The organism is Flavihumibacter profundi (assembly GCF_020076305.1).
In the GTDB taxonomy this organism is placed as follows: Bacteria; Bacteroidota; Bacteroidia; order Chitinophagales; family Chitinophagaceae; genus Flavihumibacter; species Flavihumibacter profundi.
Genome location: NZ_JAIQXE010000003.1, coordinates 533,277 through 550,904 on the forward strand (window position 1 = coordinate 533,277; position 17,628 = coordinate 550,904).

General features: G+C 42.1%; 16 protein-coding genes. 10 read left to right on the top strand and 6 right to left on the bottom strand.

Annotation, left to right across the window (positions count from 1 at the left end):
- Positions 1-3: 3 nt before the first annotated feature.
- Genes LAQ65_RS16975 through LAQ65_RS16995 form a run of 5 tightly spaced genes read right to left on the bottom strand, consistent with a single transcriptional unit; the run spans position 4 to position 8,753 of the window.
- Entirely contained in the window at positions 4-1,320 is a 1,317-nt protein-coding gene (locus LAQ65_RS16975) for an aspartate aminotransferase family protein (RefSeq protein WP_224118192.1), read from the bottom strand.
- Positions 1,321-1,330: 10 nt separating this feature from the next.
- Positions 1,331-2,692: an NAD-dependent succinate-semialdehyde dehydrogenase gene (locus LAQ65_RS16980; RefSeq protein ID WP_224118193.1), complete on the bottom strand. Its 1,362-nt coding sequence runs from the start codon at positions 2,690-2,692 to the stop codon at positions 1,331-1,333.
- Position 2,693: 1 nt separating this feature from the next.
- Positions 2,694-4,241, bottom strand: a complete 1,548-nt coding sequence (locus LAQ65_RS16985) for a flavin monoamine oxidase family protein (protein ID WP_224118194.1) — start codon at positions 4,239-4,241, stop codon at positions 2,694-2,696.
- 9 nt (positions 4,242-4,250) lie between these two features.
- Positions 4,251-5,633, bottom strand: coding sequence for a RagB/SusD family nutrient uptake outer membrane protein (locus LAQ65_RS16990; protein WP_224118195.1), 1,383 nt, complete (start codon positions 5,631-5,633; stop codon positions 4,251-4,253).
- An 18-nt stretch (positions 5,634-5,651) separates the two neighbouring features.
- Positions 5,652-8,753, bottom strand: a complete 3,102-nt coding sequence (locus LAQ65_RS16995; RefSeq protein ID WP_224118196.1) for a SusC/RagA family TonB-linked outer membrane protein — start codon at positions 8,751-8,753, stop codon at positions 5,652-5,654.
- A 206-nt stretch (positions 8,754-8,959) separates the two neighbouring features.
- On the opposite strand from LAQ65_RS16995, the gene LAQ65_RS17000 reads away from it, so the two are divergent.
- Positions 8,960-9,979: a hypothetical protein gene (locus LAQ65_RS17000; RefSeq protein ID WP_224118197.1), complete on the top strand. Its 1,020-nt coding sequence runs from the start codon at positions 8,960-8,962 to the stop codon at positions 9,977-9,979.
- Between the two features lie 5 nt (positions 9,980-9,984).
- On the opposite strand, the gene LAQ65_RS17005 is transcribed toward LAQ65_RS17000, so the two are convergent.
- On the bottom strand, positions 9,985-10,974 hold the full coding sequence (locus LAQ65_RS17005) for a potassium channel beta subunit family protein (protein WP_224118198.1): 990 nt from the start codon (positions 10,972-10,974) through the stop codon (positions 9,985-9,987).
- Positions 10,975-11,134: 160 nt separating this feature from the next.
- Here LAQ65_RS17005 and LAQ65_RS17010 point away from each other — a divergent pair, with 160 nt between their 5' ends.
- The 9 genes from LAQ65_RS17010 to LAQ65_RS17050 all read left to right on the top strand — a co-directional run bounded on the left by LAQ65_RS17010 (position 11,135) and on the right by LAQ65_RS17050 (position 17,621).
- A complete protein-coding gene (locus LAQ65_RS17010; RefSeq protein ID WP_224118199.1) occupies positions 11,135-12,232 on the top strand; it encodes an acyltransferase family protein in 1,098 nt (365 codons plus the stop codon).
- 74 nt (positions 12,233-12,306) lie between these two features.
- Positions 12,307-12,828, top strand: a complete 522-nt coding sequence (locus LAQ65_RS17015; RefSeq protein WP_224118200.1) for a hypothetical protein — start codon at positions 12,307-12,309, stop codon at positions 12,826-12,828.
- 163 nt (positions 12,829-12,991) lie between these two features.
- Positions 12,992-13,810, top strand: a complete 819-nt coding sequence (locus LAQ65_RS17020; RefSeq protein ID WP_224118201.1) for a hypothetical protein — start codon at positions 12,992-12,994, stop codon at positions 13,808-13,810.
- A gap of 20 nt (positions 13,811-13,830) precedes the next feature.
- A complete protein-coding gene (locus tag LAQ65_RS17025) occupies positions 13,831-14,214 on the top strand; it encodes a hypothetical protein (RefSeq protein WP_224118202.1) in 384 nt (127 codons plus the stop codon).
- 18 nt (positions 14,215-14,232) lie between these two features.
- Positions 14,233-15,210, top strand: coding sequence for a DUF5777 family beta-barrel protein (locus tag LAQ65_RS17030; protein WP_224118203.1), 978 nt, complete (start codon positions 14,233-14,235; stop codon positions 15,208-15,210).
- 16 nt (positions 15,211-15,226) lie between these two features.
- Positions 15,227-15,766, top strand: coding sequence for a hypothetical protein (locus LAQ65_RS17035; RefSeq protein ID WP_224118204.1), 540 nt, complete (start codon positions 15,227-15,229; stop codon positions 15,764-15,766).
- 88 nt (positions 15,767-15,854) lie between these two features.
- Positions 15,855-16,262 (top strand): c-type cytochrome, encoded by a 408-nt coding sequence (locus tag LAQ65_RS17040; protein ID WP_224118205.1) that lies wholly within the window; start codon positions 15,855-15,857, stop codon positions 16,260-16,262.
- Positions 16,263-16,433: 171 nt separating this feature from the next.
- Positions 16,434-16,673 carry a hypothetical protein gene (locus LAQ65_RS17045; RefSeq protein ID WP_224118206.1) on the top strand — a complete coding sequence of 80 codons (240 nt, stop codon included), beginning with the start codon at positions 16,434-16,436 and terminating at the stop codon, positions 16,671-16,673.
- Positions 16,674-16,688: 15 nt separating this feature from the next.
- Positions 16,689-17,621, top strand: coding sequence for a 4Fe-4S dicluster domain-containing protein (locus LAQ65_RS17050; protein ID WP_224118207.1), 933 nt, complete (start codon positions 16,689-16,691; stop codon positions 17,619-17,621).
- The last annotated feature ends 7 nt before the right edge of the window (positions 17,622-17,628 follow it).

The window sequence follows — 17,628 nt, forward strand, 5'->3', positions numbered from 1 at the left end:
TAATTAATATTTTGAGGTAAGTGCAGCAAGCCCGGCTTCGATAATATCCAATCCTCTGTCCAGCAGGTTTTCTTCAATCACCAATGGACTCAATACCCTTATGATGTTTCCATTTACACCGGCACTTATTACAATTAATCCATGTTCTGCGCAAAAAGCAATTAACTTTTTACAAAGCTCTGCATCCGGACGAAACGGATCCTGGTCCTTAACAAGCTCAAAGGCCATCATTGCCCCTAACCCGCGTACATCGCCTATTACCGGGAATTTTTTCTTCATGTCGTTGAATCGGTCGCGGACAACCTTTCCTACCTTTTCACCCAATGCATTAATATTGATTTTCTCCATGTAATCAATCGTGGCGATAGCAGCCGCACAACAAACGGGGTTACCAGGGTAAGTGCCGCCAATGGTTGAAGGCTGGCAGGCATCCATTATTTCCGCCTTGCCAATCACGGCACCTATCGGCATCCCGCTACCCATGCTTTTGGCCCAGGTTGAGATATCAGGCACCACACCAAAATGCTGGTAGGCAGCCCATTTACCAGTACGGCCAAACCCACTTTGCACTTCATCCAGGATAAGCAGTATGCCGTACTTGTCACATATTTTTCTAAGTCCATGTAAGTAAGGCTGCGGTATTACATTAAATCCGCCTTCGCCCTGCACAGGCTCAACTATAATAGCAGCAACCTGTCCGGCAGGAACATTAGTATGGAAAAAATCTTCCAGCTCACGTAAATGGATATCTGAAAACTCATCCAGGTTCAAACCCGTTCCATAACGATAATAATCTGGAAACGGGATCCGGTACACTTCCGGGGAAAACGGTCCGCAGCCGATCTTGTATCCCACTTTTGAGGTGAGTGTCATTGCCATCATGGTGCGGCCGTGAAAAGCGCCGCCAAAGCATATAATGGCTTGGCGGCCTGTTGCCTGCCGCGCAATTTTTATAGCATTCTCCACACTTTCTGCACCCGAATTAGTAAGCATTACTTTAGTCTGCTCACCATGTGGAAACAGGTTGGCCAATTTCTCAGCCAGTTCCATATATAGTTCATAGGTGGCCACATTAAAGCTGCAATGTATCATTGTTGCAGCCTGGCGGGCAATGGCTTCCACTACAGGCGGTGGACAATGGCCGGCATTTACCACACCAATACCACCGGCAAAGTCTATCATTTCTTTTCCATCAGCATCAGTGATAACTGCCCCTTTTGCACTTACTGCTGTTGATGGATTAAAAATTCCTATAGCGTTTGGTACAAACTTTCTTCTTCTCTGCAGCAATTCTGCTGACCTTTCTAAAATATCGTTCATGTCATTTATTTTATAATTCTGCGGCAATTGTTTTCGCATTTACAAATTCGAGTATACCATGCCGGCCAAGCTCCCGGCCATATCCGGATTTCTTCACGCCACCAAAAGGCAGTCGCGGGTCTGATTTAACCAGCGAGTTAATAAATACAGCACCAGTTGTTACCTGCTTAGCGATGGCTATTGCCTTCCCAATATCTGAAGTCCATACACTGCCACCAAGGCCGTATTGCGACTGGTTTGCAAGGGAAATTGCTTCCTGCTCATCATTTGCAGTAATTACAGCCGCCAATGGCCCGAATGTTTCTTCATCAAACGCTGGCATTCCGGGATGCACATTCAGCAAAATTGCAGGCGTGAAATTGCATCCATCCACCTGCCCGCCAAAATCGAGATGTGCACCTGCTTTTAGTGAAGCATTCAACTGCTCAGATAAATTTGCAGCCAGGTCGGGCCTGGCCATTGGTCCGGTAGTAATGCCAGCTTCAAATGGATTGCCCTGTTTATATCGCAGGATACCTTCGTGCAGGTAATGCATAAAATCATTCATGGCTTCCTTAAGCACTATAAACCTTTTGGATCCAATGCAGGACTGGCCCGCATTGAGCAACCTCGATTGCAATGCAACTGTTGCGGCTTTTTTTATATCAGCATCCGGCAATACGATCAGCGCGTCGGAACCTCCCAATTCAAGCAGTGATTTTTTAATGTGCTTACCGGCAAGCGATGCCACGGAACGCCCCGCTCTTTCACTCCCGGTAAGTGTAACGGCCTGGACAATGTTCGAAGCAATTATCCTTTCCACGGCATCCGTATCAATAATTAGGGACTGGAATACACCATCCGGAGCCCCGGCCTGCTTAAAAATATCAGCTATTGCCAAAGAACAGCCACAAACATTCGGTGCATGCTTCAGCAAGGTTACATTTCCTGCCATCAGCGTTGGTGCTGCATATCGGAATACCTGCCAGAATGGAAAATTCCAGGGCATTATTGCAAGCACTGCGCCTATTGGCTGGTAGGTTACAAAACTTTTATAGTAACCCGCATCCAGCAATTCATCCTGTAAAAAAGATGCTGCATTTTCCGCATAATATTCGCATACCCAGGCACATTTCTCCACTTCACCTTCAGCCTCTGCGAAAATCTTTCCCATTTCACGGGTAATCAGCTGCGCATATTGGTTTCTGTTATTACGAAGAATGGATGCTGCATTTTTCAGTACAGTTGACCTTTCTTTATAACTTAACCGCTTCCATTTTTCATAACCGGATTCGGCCGAAACAAGGGCATTATTGAGTTGCGTTTCATCCATCAGGGGATACTCATTCACTAACTCCCTGTTAAAGGGGAATATTGATTGAAACAGCGCCATTTTAACTGGTTTTTGATTTTATTTTTTTCATAACTGCCTCAGCAGCAATAGCGGCTGTTTTTGCTGCTCCATTCATATAACCCTGGAATTCAAGACTCACTTGTTCTCCTGCAAAAAAGATATTGCCAACAGGCTCTGCTTCCCAGCCAGCCAATGTAGACCATTGCCCCTTTTTCATAGCGCTATAGCCGGCTTTACTAAATGGGTTACCTGCCCAGCAGTACTTGATATTTTTCCCGTTGTAGGCCTTTTTTGCCCCGGGGTAAATTGTATCCAGGCCACCGGAGAAATTTATTTCCAGTTCTTTCATCGGGGTATCACTAACCATATCACTGAACCTGCCACCACCGAACACCGTAAAACTGCCTTCCCGTTCAGACTGCAGGTTACTGCTGTCCCAACCACAACCAAAAGAAATATCGGTAAAAGTATACCCCTGCATTTTCTGGTCACGCCATGGCTTTTTATCCATTCCTAAAATAAGTTTACAGCTGTTCCCATAGCCCAGTTCATCAATACACTTTCGTTTTCCTGCAGGCATATTAACCTTCATTGGAATATTTCTAAGGATTGTAAATGGGATGGTTGAAATCACATAATCCGCCGTGATAGTCTGGTTTTTACCACCGGTAAAAAACTCCAGTTCATAACTTTTACCGTCACTGCCCGAATTAATAGCTGTTAGCCTGTGTGAAAATTTTATCTGTTCGGGCATTTTATTATACAAAGTATCAGTCAGGTGCATAGCCCCGCCCTTTATCCTGAATACTTCATGGTCTTCACCAAACAATGAATACTTGCCTGTATCATTGGACGGCGCCTGGAACATGATCAGGAAATTAATTGCAGATTGTTCAGTTATCTCCATACCATATTCACGGGTCAGCAATACATTGAGATAATTGTATAGCCATCCGGAAATTCCAATCGACTGGAGATATTCTGAAATAGACATATCATCGAGTCGTTGAAAATCTGGAGCCGTGCGATAAGAAATATGTTCAGGCAGTGAGGTAATGTCTTTTACCATCTGTTTCACGTATGGTGTTAAAGCCTTTACCAGATCCTCCTCGGAAAATACTTTTCCATCAAAATAATAGGTCTGCTTTACAAATGGGTCCGTACGCAAATCAAGAAAAGAAAGGCCCAACTCTTCCACAAGTTTGATAATATCTGCATGAGATGTATCTACGAATTCACCACCCAGGTCGGAATAAATTTCCTTTCCGAACACCTCGTTCAGCGACCACATTCTTCCACCTGTACGATTACTGGCCTCATAAACATCAGCCAGTATACCATTTTTTCGTAACTGCCATGCAGCATTTAATCCCGCTATGCCCGCACCAATGATAGCGACCCGGGGCTTTTGATCAGCCTGCAAACAAGATGGCAGAAATGCCATCCCACCTGCAACTACAGCGGTTTGCTTCAGGAAATGCCGCCTGCTTTTTTGCCAGGCCTGAAATTCTCCTGCTGTAATGCCATCCTGGTCAAGGGAATTGATAAAGGCTCGTTTTAACAATTCTATTAACGGGTAATGTGCCATAAAAATTAATTAGAACCCCGGGTTCTGTTTTACCTGTTCTTTAGAAGCTATTAATTCACGCTGCGGAATCGGGAATACACCTTTTTCCTGGTCAACCCCTATTACATCATGGATCTTCTCCGTTCTGGCAAGATCAAAAAAACGATGCCCTTCAAAATTCAATTCAGCAAGCCTTTCATCTGCCACAAACTGCTGGAAAGCAGTTTCATTTTCTACATCTGCAGGCTTTAGTTCATTCATTCCCCTGTTCACCCTAAGCGTGTTTAATAAGGAAAGCCCACCACCAGCCAGACCTTTTGCTTCAGCTGCAATCAGGTATAACTCGGCTATCCTAATAATGTAAGCCGGATTGTCCTTAGCTACTTCGCCACGGTATTTTTGGGTTCTTCCATCTGGTAGAATGCTGGGATCATTGTTTACAAAATCAACCAATTCGCTTCTTCTGTCGCCGGGCCTTGCCTCAAAGAAATTATGCAATCCTTCACTGGCAATAAAAAGGATTTCCGACCGCAATGCATCTTCCCTCACATAAGTTGTTCCGTTATAGAAACTGGGGTTCTGTGAATCGAAGCTTAGTTCAAAAATCGATTCTGAACTTAATCGACCAGAATAAATCTTAGTGAAATTATCTGCGTCCAGTAAGCTGAAACTGCCATCATCAATTACTTCCTGGGCAAGTGAAGCTGCCTGGGCTGTATTTTTCTCGTACAGGTAAACTCTTGCAAGTATTGACTTTGCGGCCAACAGGTTCATATATTTTGCATTAATCTCTGCATTGGAAAGTAGGCCAACCGCATCTGTCAGGTCTTTTATGATAGACGCATAAGTTTCAGCAACTGTACTGCGTGCAACTATATCATAGGGTCCCTGCACAGTAGTCACAACAGGGATGCCAAATTCAGAAGCATTATTCCAATGGTAGCCGAACATCCTTAACAAATCAAAATGAATCATTCCACGAATGGCCATTGCCTCCCCTTTTATACGCTTTCTTTCTTCTTCGGTGAGGTTAACGTCCTCTATTTTATCCGCAGCATCGATGATAGCGTTTGCATTGGTTATGCTTTTGTATAACGCTACATATATCTGTTCAACATAAATGTTGGAAGAAGTTACAGCATGGTCAGCTATTTCATTCAGGGCCGGGTTATCATATCCGCCTGCTTTTGCCACATCACTGTTCAGGTCGGCAATCAGCGGATAATACCCACCATAATAATCCCTCTGCTGTAAAGTGCTGTAAAGGCCTATAAGCGCTGAACGAAGGCCATTTGCATCTTTGAAAACATCTTCACTGGCAACATCATTTGGAGAAACAACTTCCAGTTTCTGGCAGGCGAACATAGAAGTTAAAGCCAGGAAAAAAATTATACTTTTTATGGAAAATTTCATGGTTGACAATTTTTTGGATTAGAAACTTGCTGTAAGTCCGAATGTGAATACCCTGGGTTGCGGATAGGCTGCATAATCAACACCAGCTGTGCGGTCGTTGCTGCCTCCCGTTGAACTTACTTCAGGATCAAAACCGCTATAGTTGGTAAATACAAACAGGTTCTGGACCTGTGCATATAAGCGCAGGTTCGCTATATTATGAAGTTTCTGTTTATTAAATGTATATCCCAGGTTCACTGTGCGGAAACGGAAGAAAGAGGCATTTTCCACAAACATCGATGAGTTTTCAAAGTAGTTTTTTTCTACAAATGCAAACCGGGGAACATCAGTTTTATCTCCTGGTTTGCGCCAGCGATCCAGCGAATGGGTGCTGTTATTGGCAAATACCTGGTCCAAGCCGCCGTCATTGCTGTATCCCAGGTTCTCATATACCGGCCTGATGAGGTTATATACCTCATTGCCAATGCTGAACTGGCAGGCAATCAGGAAATCAAAATTGCCGTATTTGAAATTGTTGGTTAACCCTCCGTAATAGTCGGGCCGGGCCTTCCCGATAATCTGGGCGTCATTAAAATCAATTACACCGTCTTTATTAACGTCATCAAACATAGCGTCTCCGGTCTGCTCATTTACCCCAAGGTATTTTACACCCCAGAATGTTCCGACTGATTCACCAACCTTCATGATATGCGTAGGAGCAATATCATTATATGCACTTACTAATTCACCGTCAACCGGCAGTTTTTTGATGGTGTTTTTCTGGTATGATATATTGAAATTGGTTGTCCAGCGGAATTTATTGTTCCAGATATTTTTACTATTGAGTGAAAATTCAAATCCCTTATCCTCCACTTCTCCACCATTGGTGGTCAATGTTGCAAAACCGGTTGTACCTGCAATGGGTATATTGCTGAGCAGGTCTGTACGATTGGCTACATAGTATTCCATAGAACCACCAATAACACCGCCAAGGATTTCATAATCAGCACCAATATTGAATGATTTATTTTTTTGCCAGGTTAGATTCGGATCGGCAATATTTCTCGGACGAAGCCCTGATTGCCCATCATAACGACCCGGTTGCCAGAAAGAAATATTCTGGAAGTCTCCAATTTCCTGGTCACCGGTATAACCATAACTTGCCCGCAGTTTAAGGGCAGTAAGCACTTTCGAGTTAGCCATGAATGCCTCACGGTCAATATTCCAGCCTACACTTGCCGATGGGAAATACCCATACTGGTTCCCCTTTGAAAACCGGGAAGAACCATCAGCCCTGAAGGTTACACTGGCAAGGTATTTTCCATTATAATCGTAGTTCGCACGACCAAGGAAAGAATGTAATCGCCATCCGCTGCCAGTCTGTGTCGCACCTGTTATCAATGCCGCACTGGAAATATTGGTCAACCCGCTCCCTAAAGGGAAACCTTGTCCCGACATACTTGTACGTTCATTTTTTGATTCCTGCTGTGAAAAACCAGCCAGCAGGCCAAGGTTATGGTCCCCAAATGATTTCTGGTAGTTCAGTGTGTTTTCATTCAGCCAGGTAGTATTACGGAAGTTGCCATTAAATGCTTTCCCGCCAACTGCTTCTGCATCTGTGGTTAATGCAGACAGGAATAATTCATCCTCAACGGCACTATAATCGGTATTTAATGTTGTTTTGAATTTAAGGTCCGGAGTAATCTTATATTCTGCAAATACTGATCCCAGGAAACGGTAACTTGTAGTATAACCCTTTATTTCCTTTGCAGATTTTACAGGGTTATCACTTAACCAGTTTGCCTGGTAATCCTCGAATTTGGCGTAATTACCATTTTCATCATAAACAGGCATCAAAGGAGATGCACCAATCGCATTGGTAATAATTCCAGTGTAGGTATTATCATTAAAACTGCGGTGGTTGTTGGTTTTAGAAACCGATATATTAGTGCCAATCAGGAATTTATCCGTTACGGCATGGTCAAGATTCAGTCGCGCATTCATCCTTTTGAAATAGTTCTCAATCACAATACCCTGCTGGTCGAAATAACCCCCACTCAGGTAAAAATGTGTTTTATCATTTCCGCCACGAAGGTTAAGTTCATAATTACCAATAGGTGCCGTACGCATTACTTCATCGAGCCATACGGTATTTACAGCACCCGGACCGGCTTTATAATGTAACGGATCGGTCAGAACGGAAGGATCAAAATCAGGTCCGAATACTGAATTGTCGGCATTGTATTTTGCCAGGTCGTTAGCCCTGGCTTCTTCAACCATGGATACAAACTGGTCAGAATTCATAAAGTTTATTTTCTTAGCCACCTGCTGCATGCCATAATAACTGTTGAAGCCAATTTGTGTTTTTCCTGATTTACCTTTTTTAGTAGTTATCAATACAACACCGTTTGCAGCGCGGGCGCCATAAATTGCCGCAGATGAAGCATCTTTCAATACTTCAATAGACTCAATATCATCCGGGTTAATGTCTGAAATTGAACTCAGGTTCTGGCCCTTACCAACCTCTTCCCCTGTTGTATTGAAAGAGGTAGATAATGCAGAATTACTTTCACTAAGCATCGGAATTCCATCAACTACATATAATGGGTTTTGCGCGCCGCGGATACTTACAAGCAAGCCGGCACCGGGAGTACCCGAAGGCGATGTCACATTTATTCCGGAAACCTTACCCTGTATGCTGCTGGCCAGGTTAGAAACAGGCTGGTCTTTGAAGTCCTTATTGCTGATGGAGGAAATCGCACCGGTCAGGTTTGATTTCCGCTGGGTTCCATAACCGACCACAACTACATCGCTTAATTGGCTCTTTGATTCCTGAAGAACAATGTCAACAATTGTTGATTGCCCGGAAAGCTGGACAGATTTTTTTGCAAACCCTACAGAAGAAACTTCCAGTGTTGCTGGCCCGGCCGGGACTGTTAGGGAAAAAGATCCATCCTCTGCTGAAGACACTCCTTTATTTGCCCCTTTTACCATAATAGAAGCACCAGAGATGGCTTTTCCTTCCGCATCTTTTACGGTTCCCTTAACCTGGACCGTTTGCGCCAGAAGGAATCCCGGCAGGAAAATTAGCAGTGATAATGCTGCTGAAACTGATAATAATTTTCTCAGAAAGTAAATCATACAAGGCATTTAGGTTGTTTGTGTAAATGAGCCATTTCACAAAAAGCAACTGTTGAGTTTGATCCTTTAAAAATGAATAAGTCAAACCAGACAAAATCTAAGTCAAATTATTTTTTCTTATAAAATTAAAATGCTGATTATCAATATTTTAATTTTAGTCATTATTTAGTCGATATTTAAGTCAAAAGATTTGACCATTTTTACATATGCATTTTACCGAGAAAATAAAAAGAGCCGTTGAGCAGGACTACCTGGTTTTAAATGCTTTAAAGCCGCGTGGCAAACACGACTGGAACAGTTTTACCCGTACCCAATTTAATACTGTTGCAAGGGTTATTAATAAGGAGATTACCCGTGAGGTTGTAGCAAATCCAGAACTGGTTGAACTGAACCTTATAATAGGTAAACAAAAGCTGGAAAAAGAAATGCAGCGATTGCGCTGTCATAACCTGTACGATTACCTGAAGTTATTGGGTAACATGAACGAATACCGCATTTATAACTGGGTAAGTGGCAAAACCCTGCAAAGCTATTGGCAGGGCGGCGACTGCAAATTCATCAAAATGAATGCATTGCTGGTATTTTTAAAAGTGCCTATGAAAGACTGGGAAAGCTGGCAACAGGAAAACCGCACCATAAACGCAAAACCAGCTATACCTGTTCCCGGATTCAGCAAGTCCTCATTGCAAATTGTAAAAAGTTATTATCTCGGGAATTATTTCCTGTACTACCAAAAAACGGATGGCAGTAAAAATATCATTAAAACACCTTTTACTTTAAAAGAACATGAAAGTGGGCAGGTTATCGTGAAATCCGTTTCAGAAGGGCACCGCTATAGCGGCAAGGTAATGGGTATTCGTGACGGGTGCCTGTATATTAATTGCCAGAACCTCGATTTCGAGGAAATGGAGCAGTACGTTTTCAATATAGGGCTTGAAACCAAACCGCAGGTTTTGTTCGGTGTTTCTAATACCGTTAGCGTAAAAACCCGGCTGGCGGTTGCACTTAGGAATATTTTAGTAAAACAAAAAACAGATGACCCTTCCTTTGACAATATCCAGGAAACAGAAATTCCTTTTACCAGAAAATACCCTTCCCTTACAGAGGAAGCAATTATTGTCGGTTACCTGAAACAATTTACCGACAACATTATTTCTACACCCAATTGCTGCAATCTCGAGGACCTGAAGTCATCTTTCACCCGGCGGGTATTACCCGCCGGGTGACAAGATCACATAAGGTTAAGAGCGGGTTTATTGTCCAGGATATGGTCAATGCGTTGCATAACCTCATCAGTCAGTAACGGTAGAATAGCAAGGGATTTAAGATTTTCCTCCAGCTGGCTCGCCTTGGTTGCACCCAGGATGGCCGTTGTAACATGCGGATTGCGAATGGTCCAGGCAATAGCCATCCCGGCTAATGAAACGCCTAGCTCTTTGGCTAATGCATCGAGCTGTTTCAGCCTGGAAATTTTTTCTTCCTGCATCCACCTCTCCTTCAGCCATTCAAAGCCCTCTATGGCCAGGCGTGACCCTTCCGGAAACCCACCAAGATATTTGCCAGTTAAAAAACCTGCAGCAAGCGGACTCCATATTGTGGTTCCTAATCCAACATTTTGGTAAACCGGAAGATAATCAAGCTCAACTTTATTCCTTTCAAACATATTATATTGGGGTTGTTCCATTACCGGCGCAATTAATCCAAATTGGTTTGCTACCCTATGCGCTTCCATGATTTCAGCACCACTCCACATGCTGGTGCCCCAATACAAAATTTTTCCCTGCTGAACCAGGTTATGCATGGTCCAAACAACTTCTTCAATCGGTACACTGGTATCGGGACGGTGACAAAAATACATATCCAGGTAGTCTAACTGCAGACGGCCAAGCGCTTCATGGCAAGCTTCCACAATATGTTTCCTGCTTAACCCGGTTTGGTTAGGCTTGTTATTTTTACCGCGCCAGCCAAAAAAAACCTTCGAGGAAACGGTAAAAGAACTGCGGTCCCAATTTTTCTTTCGCAGGACACGTCCCATCATTTTTTCGCTTTCCCCCAATGCATAGGTTTCGGCATTGTCAAAAAAATTGATGCCGCTATCATAAGCCATACCCATAAGCTGGTCAGCAACTGTATCATCAATTTGTTTGTGAAAGCTAACCCAACTGCCAAAACTTAATACACTTAACTGTAGGCCGGAGCGGCCCAGGCGACGATATTCCATGTTAATAAACTTTTTGGCCTACGAAACTAGCGTAAAATGTATAAATAAGTGACGCCCGCATTTGTTACAGCCAATAGCTGCCAAAACAATCAAAGCTTCATAAATATGAAATCTTATATTAGTTAAACTATTCTTTTAAACAACCAGCAAAGCATTTATTATGCAAACCATTGGCAAACGGCTGATTTCGCTTGATGCTTTCCGTGGCTACACGGTAGCAGCCATGATCATGGTAAATTTTCCAGGCAGCGAAGACGCTGTTTTTTTCACCCTGCGGCATACCACCTGGAACGGACTGAGCTTTACCGACCAGGTAGCCCCATACTTTCTTTTTATTGTGGGAATGTCCATCGCATTCGCATATACGGGTAAGTTAGCTACCGGAATGAGCAAGCCTCCATTGTATAAAAAAATTATATTCCGTTCATTGAAAATTTTTGCTGTTGGCATGTTCCTTAATGCAATGCCACAATTTGATTTACACAACCTGCGCTGGACAGGCACCCTGCATCGTATTGCCATTGTATTCCTGGTATCGGCGATAATTTTCCTGAACACAAACTGGAAGCAGCAAGCCTGGATCGCATTGCTTATACTGGCAGGTTATTGGATCGTAATGACTACCATCCCAACCCCGGGTGAAGGAATGGTAATACTTGAGCCAGGAAGGAACCTGGCTGCCTGGGTAGACAGCAAATATTTACCGGGAAAAATGTGGCAGGGCACCTGGGACCCCGAAGGAATAATGAGCACATTCCCATCAATCGCTACCTGCATATTGGGTATGCTCGCAGGCCGGCTAATGCTTGCGCCGATTTCCAATAACCTTAAACTGAATTACCTGATGACTGCTGGTGTAATCAGCGCAATAACCGGTTATTTTCTCGGACTGGCATTTCCGGTAAATGAAAATTTATGGACAAGCAGTTTTGTATTGGTTACAGCAGGATTTGCTGCCCTGGTATTTGGTGCATTTTATTTCGTATCCGATATCCTGGGCTATAACGACTGGTGTATACCTGGTGTTATTTTCGGGGCAAATGCCATCACCGTTTATTTTATGGGGGATTTACTTTCCCTGTTTTTTTACCAGTTGCCGATCAGTGGAAAAACGCCAAATGAGCATGCCATGGACTGGATGGTAACCATTGGGCTTGCACCTAACCTGGCCTCCTGGCTGTACGCATTATTTTATGTTTGCATCAATTTTATACCGGCCTATATCCTATACAAAAAGAAAATTTTTATCAAATTATAAGTGATGCAGTATAGGTTTATTTTAATGTAGCTTAGCCCGCCTGATTGCATTCAATTTGGCCATTAATCATTTATATGGATAACAGTATTTTTTCCTATATGGAATTTATTGAATTGATCGCTTTTTTCAGCGGATATCCATTAATCTATGCCGTTACCATACTGATAAGTGATAGTTTTTCAAAAAACAGGTATATCGGCAAGGCGGGTTCGTTATTGCCAAACGCGTATGCATTAGTGGGAACATTATATCTCGGGCTCCAGTTAAAAAAATTTTACCCCAACTATTCTTTCAGCAACTTTAAACAGTCAGTATTCCACCCCTGGGCAATGGCCTGGGCCCTTGTTTCCCTCCTTTTCTGGATACCTGCCCTTGCCAGGAAAAAAACCTTAAGCCTTATACACAGTTTGTTTTTTCTATACTTATTAATCCATGATTTATATATACAATTCACTCAATTAGAGATTGATAAACATATGGTTAAAAATGATATGAATGTTTATACGGCTAGCCTGGTACTTAATTTCTGCGCCTTGTTAGTGGTGGTATTTATGTCGTCTTTGCTTACCCGCCTACGCCAAAAAAATGCCGGCTGACGATAGAAAACCTGTCTGCTGGTTATTTGAATTGTATCCCTGGCCATAAGACTAAGCCATTTTATGAGTTTAATCACATAATGCTTTGAGGCAAGTCATAAAAGCGTCATTTATTCAGAAATAGTTTTACAGTAATTATTTTTTACACTAAAAACGCTTTTTTATGAAACTGCTTAGTAACAAGATACTTGTACTTGTTCTTATACTTTTCTCCACATTTGGGTATATTGTAAGTTGCACCCACGAAGATGTGGTACCACCTGCCCCGGCGTCTACTACTCCTGTTGTTACACATGGCACTAATGTGCACCTTGCTGGAATTCCGGGAGATAAGGATTCTACTACCTGGAAACTTGATAAAGTGCATTCAAGTACATTATGGTCAACCGCTTATGTAGGAGCTGCCGGATTGCTGACTGGCCGGTTTAATCAGTTTGGTATGCATGATGTAACCAACGCTAAAATGCTCAAATATGTTACAACTGGTCAACCGCTGGCCGACACTTCATGGGCTTTCTATGAAAATGATCCCACAAAAACATATTTTAATGGATATGTACAGATCAACACCTCAAATACCGGGGAACCTGGTCGCGACGCTGGCTGTAATATACCAGGAATGAACACAGTCCCCATTATTTCTGGAACACAAAACCTTGAAATAATAAACCTGGCAAAAATCAAAACCAAAAAGGTGGAATTTGACAAGACTAGTAATGATTATATCGTAACATTTGACCTGACATGGCATAAATGGGATACAACCGCCGCAGGCATGGCTAATCCCGCTCCGATAACACAAGAACTTGTTGGAAGGCTAAAATACATCACCAAAGCTCAACCAACTGGTCAGTATTATTATGTATTCGGATTGCAATTGTTGTTCCAGTTTAACTGTAGGGATTTTGGTATACCAAGCACAAGCATCGGTGATAAAATTGATATTGAATGTAATATGAACTTCAATAATAAGTGGAAATGATAATCCAAAAATGTATTACAATGAAACAACTACTTATAATAATAGGCCTCCTTTTTACAATGGGTGCCGGCTTAACAGGATGTTACCAGGATGTAATTTATCCTAATGCCGCTGTTGACCCTGATGGCCCTCCACAGTTTGTAAGCTATAAAACAGATTTGGAGCCGCTGTTCAATAACCAATGTGCAAAAGCAGGCTGTCACGTATCTGGTAACCATCACCCATACATGAATACAGGTATTTCCTACAATGAAATCATAAACGGTGGATTTGTTAATACTACTGTACCAAAAGAAAGTGAATTGTACATTATGATCAACGGTGAAATGAAGGAATATATTCCTTCTGCTACAGACAGGCAAAAAGTGTATGACTGGATCAGAAATGGTGCCCCGAATAATTAAGCTATAAAAAATATTAAAATGAAACTAAATATAAATAAAAGGCATCTCCTGCTTTCATTTACTATGTGCCTGCTTTGTTTCTTATTCGGATTCCAGGAAACAGTAAACGCACAGGACAGCACAGGCGCCGCGACAGTAAAACCGGCACCAGCAAAGGTTAAACCGGTAAAGAACACTTTCGAAAGTCTCTGGATCATAGATAACCAAACCGTTATGGTGCCGCAAAAAGGTACTTTCGAAATGGAAATTATGCACAGGTTTGGAACAACAGAAAATGGCTACGATGATTTCTGGGGATTATTTGCACCTTCCAATATCCGGCTTGGTGCCAGTTATTCTCCGATTAATAACCTTTTCATTGGAATCGGTATTACAAAGAGTAATATGTTGTGGGATGCCAGTGCTAAATATGCACTGATGAAACAAACCAAAGGCCAATACCCGGTAAGCATTACCTATTATGGCAATATGGGTTACGATACAAGGAAAGATCCGGACGGCAGCCTTTTCAAATACAATTCCCAGCGACTGATTTTCTTTAACCAGTTGATTATCGCCAGGAAGGTTACTGATAAGTTTTCTATTCAGGTCGCTCCTAGTGTTTCCCACCAGAATGCAGTAAATGGATATTATACAAAAAATGACAGCACAGGTACGTCGACTTATAAGGAAATGGAATTCAACCATTTCGCGATTGCCATTTCGGGAAGGTATAAATTAACCAATGTAACTTCTGTAATGGTCAATTATGACCAACCGCTTACTAAGCATAATCAAAATAACCCTAATCCAAACCTGTCTTTCGGATTTGAATTTAGTACCAGCAGCCACTCTTTCCAGATCTTTGCTGGCAGTTATGGATTGCTTAGTCCGCAACGTAATAACCTTTATAACGACACTAATCCGTTTGGTAGTTATACAGATGCTGCTGGCAATAAACATGAAGGCCATCAGTTCAGGATTGGATTTAATATTACCAGGTTGTGGAATTACTAGAATAATGTTTTCAGTTATGGTGATTTCAGTCCATGCACTCAGGATCCGGTGGTATTTATATTTTCCCCTGCTGATCCTGGGTGCCTGTTCTGATAAACCCGGAAAACACCAGGTTGATAAAATAATAAAAGATCACACGGTTAATGCACAGGGGAAACCACCATCTAGTTTTTCAGATACTATTAAGGTTGGTTTTCCCAGTGCAGTTTTTTACGGCCCCGATTCTTTACAGCTTGAAAAAATAAAAGCCAGCACAGATCCCCGGATATTTGAAAGCTTGACCCATGAAAATTTTTACATGATGAGAAATGCAAGGCAGGTAATTTTAAAATACTACCCGGCCACCAAAATTGTAGATGTAAATAATTACAGGTTCATACTTTTTGAGAAACGCGGATTTGATAAAATAATAATCGATTTAAATACAAAAGACCCTTTTGGCCTATTCATTTTTGATGGGAAAAAAGACCCAATGCTTACTGATATGGCTAATATAGATACCGACCTTGGCTTTTATTTCGACAAAACAAATAATAACAAGGGGCCTGCTAAATAAACCGGTTTTTAGATTACCTTTCCTATGATATTACTTGTATTTCTATAAACTGTAAATAACATTTAACCTAACAAAACATCTATCAATTATGAAAAAATTATTTGTTATTCTCATTTTAGCCATCGGCTTTGCCAGCATTAGTTTTACTGTTATTAAGGAACAGCAGGCAAAGCCCTGGGCCGTACCGGACAATTACCAGAAAATGAAAAACCCGGTAGCAGCTGATGCCACTTCATTGGCTGATGGAAAAACCTTATGGAGTACCCATTGCAAATCCTGCCATGGTGCAAAAGGATTGGGTGATGGTTCTAAAGCTGCGCAGCTAAAAACTGAACCTGGTGACTTTTCCACCGCTACAACACAGTCTCAGTCTGATGGGGCATTATTTTATAAAATTTCAGAAGGCAGGGATGATATGCCAAGCTTTAAAAAGAAATTACCAGAAGCTGATGAAAGATGGACACTGGTGAATTATATACGGTCATTAAAAAAATAAACCGCAGTATATATGAATTTAACCGGCCTGTTAAAAACAGGCCGGTTTTTTTTATGCTTAATCAGCCCAACCTTATGATTAAGATCATATAGCTGCCTAAGGAAAGTAATAAAATGATCAATGTTTACGCAATAATTTACACTATCAATTATTCAATTCAGATTAATAATTATGGAACAACAAACCAAAAACCAAACCCGGAAAAAGTTCCTGTTGTGGGGTGCAGCAGCGCTGTCATCAATTGGCATTCTAAAGTATTTCAGAAGCCCGAAAACACAAAAAACTGAAACTGTAAAGATGCTTTCCCAGGATGGAACCCTGGTGGAAATTGATAAATCCCTTTTGGCCAATGCAACCAAAAAAATAAGCAACGCCGAATTACAGCAATGGGTTAATAAAAATAATCCCTAATCAATTTAAACTGCAATGGAAAATACTGATAAATCAAGAAGGGAATTCCTCATATCTGGCCTAATGGCTACAGCCGCCCTGGCTGGGTGCGGCGAAAACAACAATCCTTTCGCGCCAGACCAGGAAGTAAAACTTACTGGTGAAAAAGTAAAATTACTTTCCGTAAACGGGGAGATCATAGAAATTGACAAGGCATTTTTAAAACCAGTGCCCGATCTGCCCACATTATCCAATAGTGAGGAAAGAAAAGGGATTCCAGGTAAGAAATTTGCCATGGTAATTGACCTGTCGAGGTGTAAAAACCTTAAAAAATGCCAGTCAGCCTGCAACCATATGCATTTTGTACATCCCGGACAAAGTTGGATAAAAGTGCTTTCCATGCAGGATTCAGAGCAATCTTCACCATACTGGCAACCAACTACCTGCATGCATTGTGATGAACCACCATGCGTTAAGGTTTGTCCTGTTGATGCTACTTTTAAAAGGCAGGATGGTATCGTTGCCATTGACAGCGACCGTTGTGTCGGTTGCCGGTTTTGTATGGCAGCCTGCCCTTACTCTACAAGGGTTTTTAACTGGGATGCCCCTGAAATGCCTGAAGAAGTTGCTAAACAACACTACTCCTGCGAAACCAGTGTACCCCAGAAAAAAGGAACTGTAGGCAAATGCGATTTTTGTCCCGATATGGTTAGAAAAGGCGCACTACCACATTGCGTTTCAGCATGCCCTAATGGCGTATTTCTTTTTGGGGACATAAACGAAGATTCTGTTACAAACGGGGCCGAAACTTTCCGCTTCAGTGACCTGATAAAGGATAAAGCCGGGTACAGGCTAATGGAAGACCTTGGCACAAAACCCAGCGTTTATTACCTGCCTCCTGTTAGCCGGAATTTCCCATATGAAACCGGTGTTGAAAACCAAAACCCCGATGATTTACACCACCATTAAAACTCCT

Coding starts and splice junctions, on each gene's coding strand:
- LAQ65_RS16975 (WP_224118192.1), bottom strand. CDS start 1,320: ATGAACGATATTTTAGAAAGGTCAGCAGAATTGCTGCAGAGAAGAAGA.
- LAQ65_RS17010 (WP_224118199.1), top strand. CDS start 11,135: ATGCAAACCATTGGCAAACGGCTGATTTCGCTTGATGCTTTCCGTGGC.
- LAQ65_RS16985 (WP_224118194.1), bottom strand. CDS start 4,241: ATGGCACATTACCCGTTAATAGAATTGTTAAAACGAGCCTTTATCAAT.
- LAQ65_RS17050 (WP_224118207.1), top strand. CDS start 16,689: ATGGAAAATACTGATAAATCAAGAAGGGAATTCCTCATATCTGGCCTA.
- LAQ65_RS17005 (WP_224118198.1), bottom strand. CDS start 10,974: ATGGAATATCGTCGCCTGGGCCGCTCCGGCCTACAGTTAAGTGTATTA.
- LAQ65_RS17015 (WP_224118200.1), top strand. CDS start 12,307: ATGGATAACAGTATTTTTTCCTATATGGAATTTATTGAATTGATCGCT.
- LAQ65_RS17035 (WP_224118204.1), top strand. CDS start 15,227: ATGGTGATTTCAGTCCATGCACTCAGGATCCGGTGGTATTTATATTTT.
- LAQ65_RS17025 (WP_224118202.1), top strand. CDS start 13,831: ATGAAACAACTACTTATAATAATAGGCCTCCTTTTTACAATGGGTGCC.
- LAQ65_RS17045 (WP_224118206.1), top strand. CDS start 16,434: ATGGAACAACAAACCAAAAACCAAACCCGGAAAAAGTTCCTGTTGTGG.
- LAQ65_RS16995 (WP_224118196.1), bottom strand. CDS start 8,753: ATGATTTACTTTCTGAGAAAATTATTATCAGTTTCAGCAGCATTATCA.
- LAQ65_RS17020 (WP_224118201.1), top strand. CDS start 12,992: ATGAAACTGCTTAGTAACAAGATACTTGTACTTGTTCTTATACTTTTC.
- LAQ65_RS17040 (WP_224118205.1), top strand. CDS start 15,855: ATGAAAAAATTATTTGTTATTCTCATTTTAGCCATCGGCTTTGCCAGC.
- LAQ65_RS16980 (WP_224118193.1), bottom strand. CDS start 2,692: ATGGCGCTGTTTCAATCAATATTCCCCTTTAACAGGGAGTTAGTGAAT.
- LAQ65_RS17030 (WP_224118203.1), top strand. CDS start 14,233: ATGAAACTAAATATAAATAAAAGGCATCTCCTGCTTTCATTTACTATG.
- LAQ65_RS16990 (WP_224118195.1), bottom strand. CDS start 5,633: ATGAAATTTTCCATAAAAAGTATAATTTTTTTCCTGGCTTTAACTTCT.
- LAQ65_RS17000 (WP_224118197.1), top strand. CDS start 8,960: ATGCATTTTACCGAGAAAATAAAAAGAGCCGTTGAGCAGGACTACCTG.